This window comes from Deinococcus marmoris DSM 12784 (assembly GCF_000701405.1).
In the GTDB taxonomy this organism is placed as follows: Bacteria; Deinococcota; Deinococci; order Deinococcales; family Deinococcaceae; genus Deinococcus; species Deinococcus marmoris.
This window is the reverse complement of the sequence record NZ_JNIV01000022.1, coordinates 46,205-52,828: the sequence shown is the minus strand read 5'-3', so window position 1 is coordinate 52,828 and position 6,624 is coordinate 46,205. Positions and strand designations below refer to the sequence as shown.

Genomic DNA, 6,624 nt, shown 5'->3' with positions numbered 1-6,624 from the left:
GAATCACACAGTCATCGACACTCAGCGTTCCGTCCTCCTGCTCGATCTGCCTGACCAACGGCTTTGCCAGTTTCCAGAGCGTACGGGAAAAAGCCTCTTCCTGACGCAAAAAACGAGTGACCTGATCGTGACTGACTTCCCCCAGCAGCAACTGGGCGAGCATGGTGGCACTCGTTTGACCGAACGAGGAGATCAAGAAATCGCTGTACAGTTCCATCATCCGGCGAGTCACCTCCCCAGTTTGCGTCGCCGCAGTGCGAAGCAAGAAATCCTGATGATTTCATGGAGTCTTCAAATCGTAGCGCGTAAGGTCAGTAATGAATCATTCACCGCTTCTATCGGCTCTTTGGGAGCAACAAGTAACACTGTGGCGCAATCACTTTATCATTACTTCGTTTCTTCGGCCAAAGCTCAGGGCATTCCTGTCGAAGAGATGGAAGATGCAGAGTGTGAAGATTACGCCGTCGGTCTGGGTTTTGGAGCGACGACAGGTACGCCCCGTGCGTGGTACGGCGAACTTAACCTGTGGGATCTCTCCGCCTATGCCTCGTCAAATGCTAAAAACGGGTATGTTGAAGCGGTGAGCGTATGGAGTACAGGAGCCTATGACGTTTTGACCAGCAACGACGGATTGGCCGCTTATCTGATCGGTGAGGGCAAGACCATGATCAACACGTTCCTCAAAGAGTATAAGTCCGCCAACTGAGCCTTAAGGGTAGGTCAAATTTATAGCTTCTCAGATTGGTCGCATGGTATATGTCGTGTGACCAATCTGATTTTCATTTTTCCTGTGATCGCCGCCCGCAACGACGATAAGGTTTATCGGCTGATGGGGCGGCGCTTCGATTGACTGCTCCCGCTACTTCACTAGCTCACTCTTTAGCGTGTTAAAAGCTTCCGGGCGGTTCAGCAAGCGCCAGTTCAACTGATTTTCGCCGCTCAGTTCGGCCACGCGCTCAGTGGCGCAGTCATAGGTGGCGTTGGCTTTCCGCATGATCGGCCAGACCACGGCGGCGGCGCGTCCGGCTACATCGCGCCTTTGCACCGTGCCAAACAGCCGGGAATCCTCCGAGCCGTTGGCGGTGCGATTGTCGCCCATCACGAAATATTGGGCGGGCGGCACGGTGACCTCGGCCTGATCGGGCACCACGCCCGCGCGGCTGGAAGTGGCGTTGTTCGCCAGTTCGCTCTGGTTGTCCCAGCAGCCCTGCTGCCGCCAGTAATCGGTGGTCCAGCCGGAATCCAGCTTGACGCCGTTGACCGTGACCTCGCCGCCCTGCACCGTGATCGTGTCGCCGGGCAGGCCGATCACGCGCTTGATCAGGAAGGGGCGGTAGTCCCACAACCCCAGAAAATTCTTGTTCAGGTTGCCGATCTGCGCGGACGCCTCACGCGGGGGCTTGAAGATCACGATGTCGCCCCGGCTGAAGTCGCCGACGCCCGCCTTGTGCAGCCACGTTTCGTATTTGGGCACGAAGACCCGCTCGCGGTCCCGCAGGTTGGGCATCATGCTCACGCCGTCCACGCCCACCAGGGTAGCCACGAACTGGGTGATCACCACGGCAAAAACAATGGGTTCTAGAAAATCCTTCCAAACTTTTTGCAACGTGGAGGGCGCGGTGGACTGGAGTCTGGTCATGCACCGCGCAGGATAGCGGATTAAGGGTTGATGGAAGGTTAAAGGCGGGCGGCGGCTGCCGGGTTGTTGCGCGCTTCGGCGCTCAGCTCTCGCCCAGCAGCGCTTTCAGGCGCGGCAGGTCTTCCAGCGCCGCGTCCCGGCCCGCCGCGATGGCCTGATCGGTGCGGTTGAAATTCATCAGATCGATGTTGCCCAGGCGGGGGCGCAGCAGCACGTCGGGGCGGTACAGGCTCAGGCGCGCGTCGGTCAGTTGCGCCTGCATGATCTCCACCGCGCGCCTCAGCGCCCGCACCGGACTCAGGGAGGCCTCACGCTTCCACAGCAGCACGCGGCGTTCGTGCAGTTCCAGCGCGTCGGGGGCCGTGACATCTACCGCCAGTACTTTCTGAACGCCCAGAAACAGCGCGGCGTCCACCGGCACCTGATTCAGGATGCCGCCGTCCGAGAGCAGCATGCCCTGCACCGGCACGCTGTCCAGTGCGCCGGGATAGGCACTGGTGGCGCGCAGGGCGTCGAACAGGCTGCCGCGCGTCAGGTACACGCCCCGGCCCGTCAGCATGTCGGTGGCCGTGATCGCCAGGGGCAGGGACAGTTCCTCGAAGGTCTGGGGCAGGTTGTGGGCCAGCCAGCCTTCCATCGCCGAGATCTTCAGCAGGCCGGTGCCGGGCCGCCAGTCCAGCAGGCGACGCCACGACACCGTGCCGGAGATGCGCTCCAGTTCGGCCCCGCTGTAGCCCGCCGCGATAAAGGCCCCCACCAGACCGCCCATGCTGGTTCCAGTGACCACGCTGGGCCTCAGTCCCGCCTCCTCCAGCACCTGCCACACGCCGATGTGCGCCAGCCCACGCGCGCCGCCGCCGCCCAGCACCAGACCGTAACCGTTCATTTCCTGTGCTCGCCGCTGCTCATGGTGGGATTGTAGTCCGGCTGCGCTGATGCCGGGAACCGGATTTGGTGGCCTGACACTCGGGCAGTCTGTCTCTGAACTGGTCAGTTTGGGAACGTCTATGCCAATTGCTCCAGTCTGCCCCGCCGAATTGGATTAAGATGGGATGAATGGCTCTGGCAGGACAGGTGGTAGGCGACGGTGTGCGGCTGATCAGGCCCATCGGGCGTGGCTCCCACAGCCTGGTGTATTTTGCGGTGGACGGATTCGGTCAGCCGTGCGCCGTCAAGGTCTTCCATGCGAATTTGAGCGCCTTTGCCGAACGCGAATTTCAGCATGCCAGCGGGCTGGACCATCCCCGGCTGGCTTCCATGCTGGGCCGGGACACCCTGGAGGGCCGCCCGGTCCTGATCAGCACGCTGGCACGCGGCGAGGTGTTGTTCTCGCGCTACGTGCGGCGGCCCGCCCTGAAAACCGAGCGCCGGGCCTTTCTGCTGACGCTGGCGCACCTGCTTGACGCCCTGGCGTATCTGCATTCCTGCGGGCTGGTCCACCGCGATATTAAACCGGAAAACATTGTGGTGGAGCCGGACGGCAGCGCCAAGCTGGTGGATCTGGACCTGTCCGGCCCGGCCCTGGAAACCTTCCCGGTGCCCACCCGTTTCGGCACGGCGGCCTTCCAGAGTCCCGAGGCGGCGCGCGGCGAACCGCTGGGGCCGGAGGCGGACCTGTACGGGGTGGGCATGTTGCTGGGCTGGGGCATTTTCGGCTCGCTGCCGGACCCCACCCGCCCCGCGCCGTACCACCCGGACCCGCTGTGTTCGCTGTACCTGTCCCTGACCCGCCCGGACCGCCAGCAGCGCCCCAGTGACGCCGCCTGGGTCCGCGCCCGGATTCTGAAGCTGTCCAGAGTGAAATCCTGAATCCGGGAAACAGAGACCGACAGCAAAGGCCGCCAGCAGGACTTGTCCCTCTGGCGGTTTCGGGTGTTGCTTCCCTGTCCCAGCGCTACCCCAGCAGAATGCGGGCCTCGTTGGGCCGCAGCTTCGCGCTGCTTTCAGGCTGATCGTTCAGCGAGCTGAGCAGCGCCTGCCCCACCGCCACCTCGTCCAGATCATGTTCGCCCGCGCCGAAGTTCAGCAGCACCGTCACGCTCTGCCCGTCCAGGGTGCGGCGGAAGGCGAAGACGTCCTCATGACTGCTGTCCACGCTCTGATAGTCGCCCGCCACCAGTGCGGGGTGCTGTTGCCGCAGCCGTGTCAGCGCGCGGAAATAATTCAGATCGCTGTGCGGGTCCGCCTCCTGCGCCTGCACGTTCACGGCTGCGAAGTCGCCCGCCAGGGGCAGCCAGGGCGTCGTGTCCGCCGCGCTGAATCCCGCGTTGGGCGAGGCGTCCCACTGCATCGGGGTGCGCTCCGGGTCACGGCTGGCGGCGGGGACATCTGGCTGTTGCAGGCCCGCCGGGTCCACCATGCGCTCCAGGGGAACGGACACGTCCTGCATCCCGATCTCGTCGCCGTAATAGACCGTGGGCGTGCCGCGCAGGGTCAGCAGCAGGGTCTGGGCCACCCGGTACTGATCTGCGCCCAGACGCGATTTGAAACGGCGCTGATCGTGGTTCCCCAGCACCCAGTTGGGCCAGGTGCCGATTTCACGACACGCGGCGTCGTAGCTGTCGGCAAATTCGCGGACCGCCTGCGCCTGCCAGGGCCGCAGGATTAGGTGGAAGTTGAAGGGCAGGTGGACCATCGGGGCGTCGGGCGTGCCCGCGTAGGGCAGCAATTGATCCACCGGCAGGTAAATCTCGCCCACCATCATGCGGTCATCGAATTCGTCCAGCACCGCCCGCATCTCGCGGATGTAGGCGTGGGTCTCCGGCTGGTCCTGGGTGTAGATGTGAGAAACGCTGTTGTGTTCGATGTCGCCGGGGGTCCACTCCGGGTTGGCGGGTTCGTCCAGAAAGCGGTCGTCCTCGGCCAGCAGCCAGATCACGTCCACCCGGAAGCCGTCCACACCCCGGCGCATCCAGAAGCGCAGTACCTCGAACATGGCGGCGCGCACGTCCGGGTTGCGCCAGTTCAGATCCGGCTGGCTGGGCAGAAACTGGTGCAGATAGTATTGCCCGCTGGCCTCGTCCAATGTCCAGGCCGGGCCGCCAAAGAAGGATTTCCAGTTGTTGGGCAGCCCACCGTCCGGGCCGGGGTCGCGCCAAACGTACCAGTCGCGCTTCTCGCTTCCTTTGCCGCTCAGCGCCTCCTGAAACCACGCATGGTCCGAGGACGTGTGGTTGGGCACGTAGTCCAGCATCACCTTGAGGCCCAGCCCGTGCGCCTCACTGACCAGCGCGTCGAAATCGGCCAGATCGCCGAACAGTGGGTCGATGTCGCAGTAGTCGGCCACGTCATAGCCGAAGTCGCGCATGGGACTGGTGAAAATGGGCGAGAGCCACGCGGCCTCCACCCCCAGGCTTTTCAGGTACGGCAGCCGCGCCGTGATGCCGCGCAGGTCGCCCACGCCGCCGCCTGTGCTGTCCTGAAAGGAACGCGGGTAAATCTGATAGATGACGCCACTCTGCCACCACTTGAGCTGCTGTGCGCCGTGCGCCGGATTGGTCATGCCCAGAGGCTAGCAGGAACAAGGGGGTAACTTAATCGATTCAGAACAATTATATAGAGAATCAGGGGCAGTCAATGGACCGCGCCTAGAGCAGTTGTCATCAAAATGGTCTTTTGATGACCGAGCAGAGCGAGTAACTTGTCTCGAGCAGAACGGAGAATGGAGTCACCGGAAGTCTTTTATTCCGGTGACTCCATTCGCAGAACTGCTCCTAGTTTGTCGGGGTGTCGCTGCCCAGCCGCACTGTCACGTCCGCGCCGGGGACACCGGGAAGTTGCGCCACCTGACCATGCCCCACATCCTGCAAGATGCGGTCTGCCTGTGGACCGGTGATGGTGGTCATGGCGTTGCTCTGCGGCCCGTTGGCGACGCTGACCCGCAGGTAGCCCAGGCCCTCCAGCTTTTCTTGCAGGCGGCGGGCGCTGCCGTCGGGGGCGGCGGCGTTGATCACGGCGATGCTCAGACGGCGCGGATCGTCGGGATCGGTGAAGTTGTCGTCTACCAGGGTGGCCAGCGCGGCGCGGTCCGCTATCCAGGTGCCGCCGCCGCCGAAATCGCCCGGGACGGTGTGCATGGCCACCTTTGGGCCGCTCAGGGCCGCGCCCAGGATCCCGGACACCTGTGAGCGGCTCAGGTTGCTTTTCATGTTGCGGTCCACCGCGCCCACCATGCCGGGCATACGCCACCAGTTCAGCGGGCTTTTCACCTTGTTGAGCAGCGCTCCCAGAAAGTTCTGCTGCCGCGCCACCCGCCCGATATCGCCCAGATTGTCCTTGCGAAAACGCAGGTAGCCCTCGGCCTGTTCACCGCTGAGGTGCTGGCGGCCTGCCTTGAGGTCGATGTGCAGTTTCCCGGCGTTGTCGTCGTATTTCATGTCCTGCGCCACGTCCAGCGTCACGCCGCCCGCCGCCGTGGTCATGGCGCGCATGGCGTTCAGCGACAGCAGGGCGTAGGCGTCCACCTTCACGCCGGTCAGGTTCTGGACCGCCGCCACCAGCGTGTCCGGGCCGCCGTGGGGGTTGGAGCCGTTGATCTTGCCCCAGCCATTGCCCGGCACATTCACCCAGGTATCGCGCGGAATGCTGAGCATGTTGGTGGTGCCGTCGGGCCGCAGTTGGGCCATCACGATGGTGTCCGTGATCCCGCTGTAATCCTCCGGGCGGGTGGGCCAGGGCCACACTGGAGCGCTGTCGTCGTATCTGGGGGTCACGCCCGCCAGCAGAACAGTGACTGGCCCATCCGCCTTGCGGGGAACCGTTCCGTACCGCACCAAAAAAGGAAAAGCCGGGGCCGCCACCGCCACCATACCTGCCAACACCACCAGACCAATTACACGCCGCCGCACGCCCCGAGCATAGCGGCTGCGGGGTGAGGAAAGCATGCGCCTTTCGGATGACTGGCAGCGGGAGAGCTGGCGTGCAGGAAGCAGAAAGCGGAGGCCGAACCCCTTTCAGGTCCGGCCTCCGCCTTTCAAAAAGCTCAG

The 6,624-nt window shown here is 63.7% G+C and carries 6 protein-coding genes; 2 read left to right on the top strand and 4 right to left on the bottom strand.

What is annotated here, in order from left to right; genetic code table 11:
• A partial coding sequence (locus tag Q319_RS27855; RefSeq protein WP_162178628.1) for a hypothetical protein occupies positions 1-706 on the top strand: 706 nt, incomplete at its 5' end.
• 153 nt (positions 707-859) lie between these two features.
• Here Q319_RS27855 and lepB read toward each other — a convergent pair.
• Positions 860-1,639, bottom strand: a complete 780-nt coding sequence (lepB, locus tag Q319_RS0107235) for a signal peptidase I (protein ID WP_029481468.1) — start codon at positions 1,637-1,639, stop codon at positions 860-862.
• A gap of 82 nt (positions 1,640-1,721) precedes the next feature.
• Positions 1,722-2,525 (bottom strand): patatin-like phospholipase family protein, encoded by an 804-nt coding sequence (locus Q319_RS0107230; protein ID WP_034414171.1) that lies wholly within the window; start codon positions 2,523-2,525, stop codon positions 1,722-1,724.
• Positions 2,526-2,695: 170 nt separating this feature from the next.
• Between Q319_RS0107230 and Q319_RS0107225 the strand changes: the two genes are divergently transcribed.
• Entirely contained in the window at positions 2,696-3,448 is a 753-nt protein-coding gene (locus Q319_RS0107225) for a serine/threonine-protein kinase (RefSeq protein WP_029481466.1), read from the top strand.
• An 85-nt stretch (positions 3,449-3,533) separates the two neighbouring features.
• Here the strand turns inward: Q319_RS0107225 and Q319_RS0107220 are convergent, their stop codons facing one another.
• Positions 3,534-5,141: an alpha-amylase family glycosyl hydrolase gene (locus tag Q319_RS0107220; protein ID WP_029481465.1), complete on the bottom strand. Its 1,608-nt coding sequence runs from the start codon at positions 5,139-5,141 to the stop codon at positions 3,534-3,536.
• Positions 5,142-5,352: 211 nt separating this feature from the next.
• Positions 5,353-6,486, bottom strand: coding sequence for an LCP family protein (locus Q319_RS0107215; protein WP_029481464.1), 1,134 nt, complete (start codon positions 6,484-6,486; stop codon positions 5,353-5,355).
• Between the last annotated feature and the right edge of the window lie 138 nt (positions 6,487-6,624).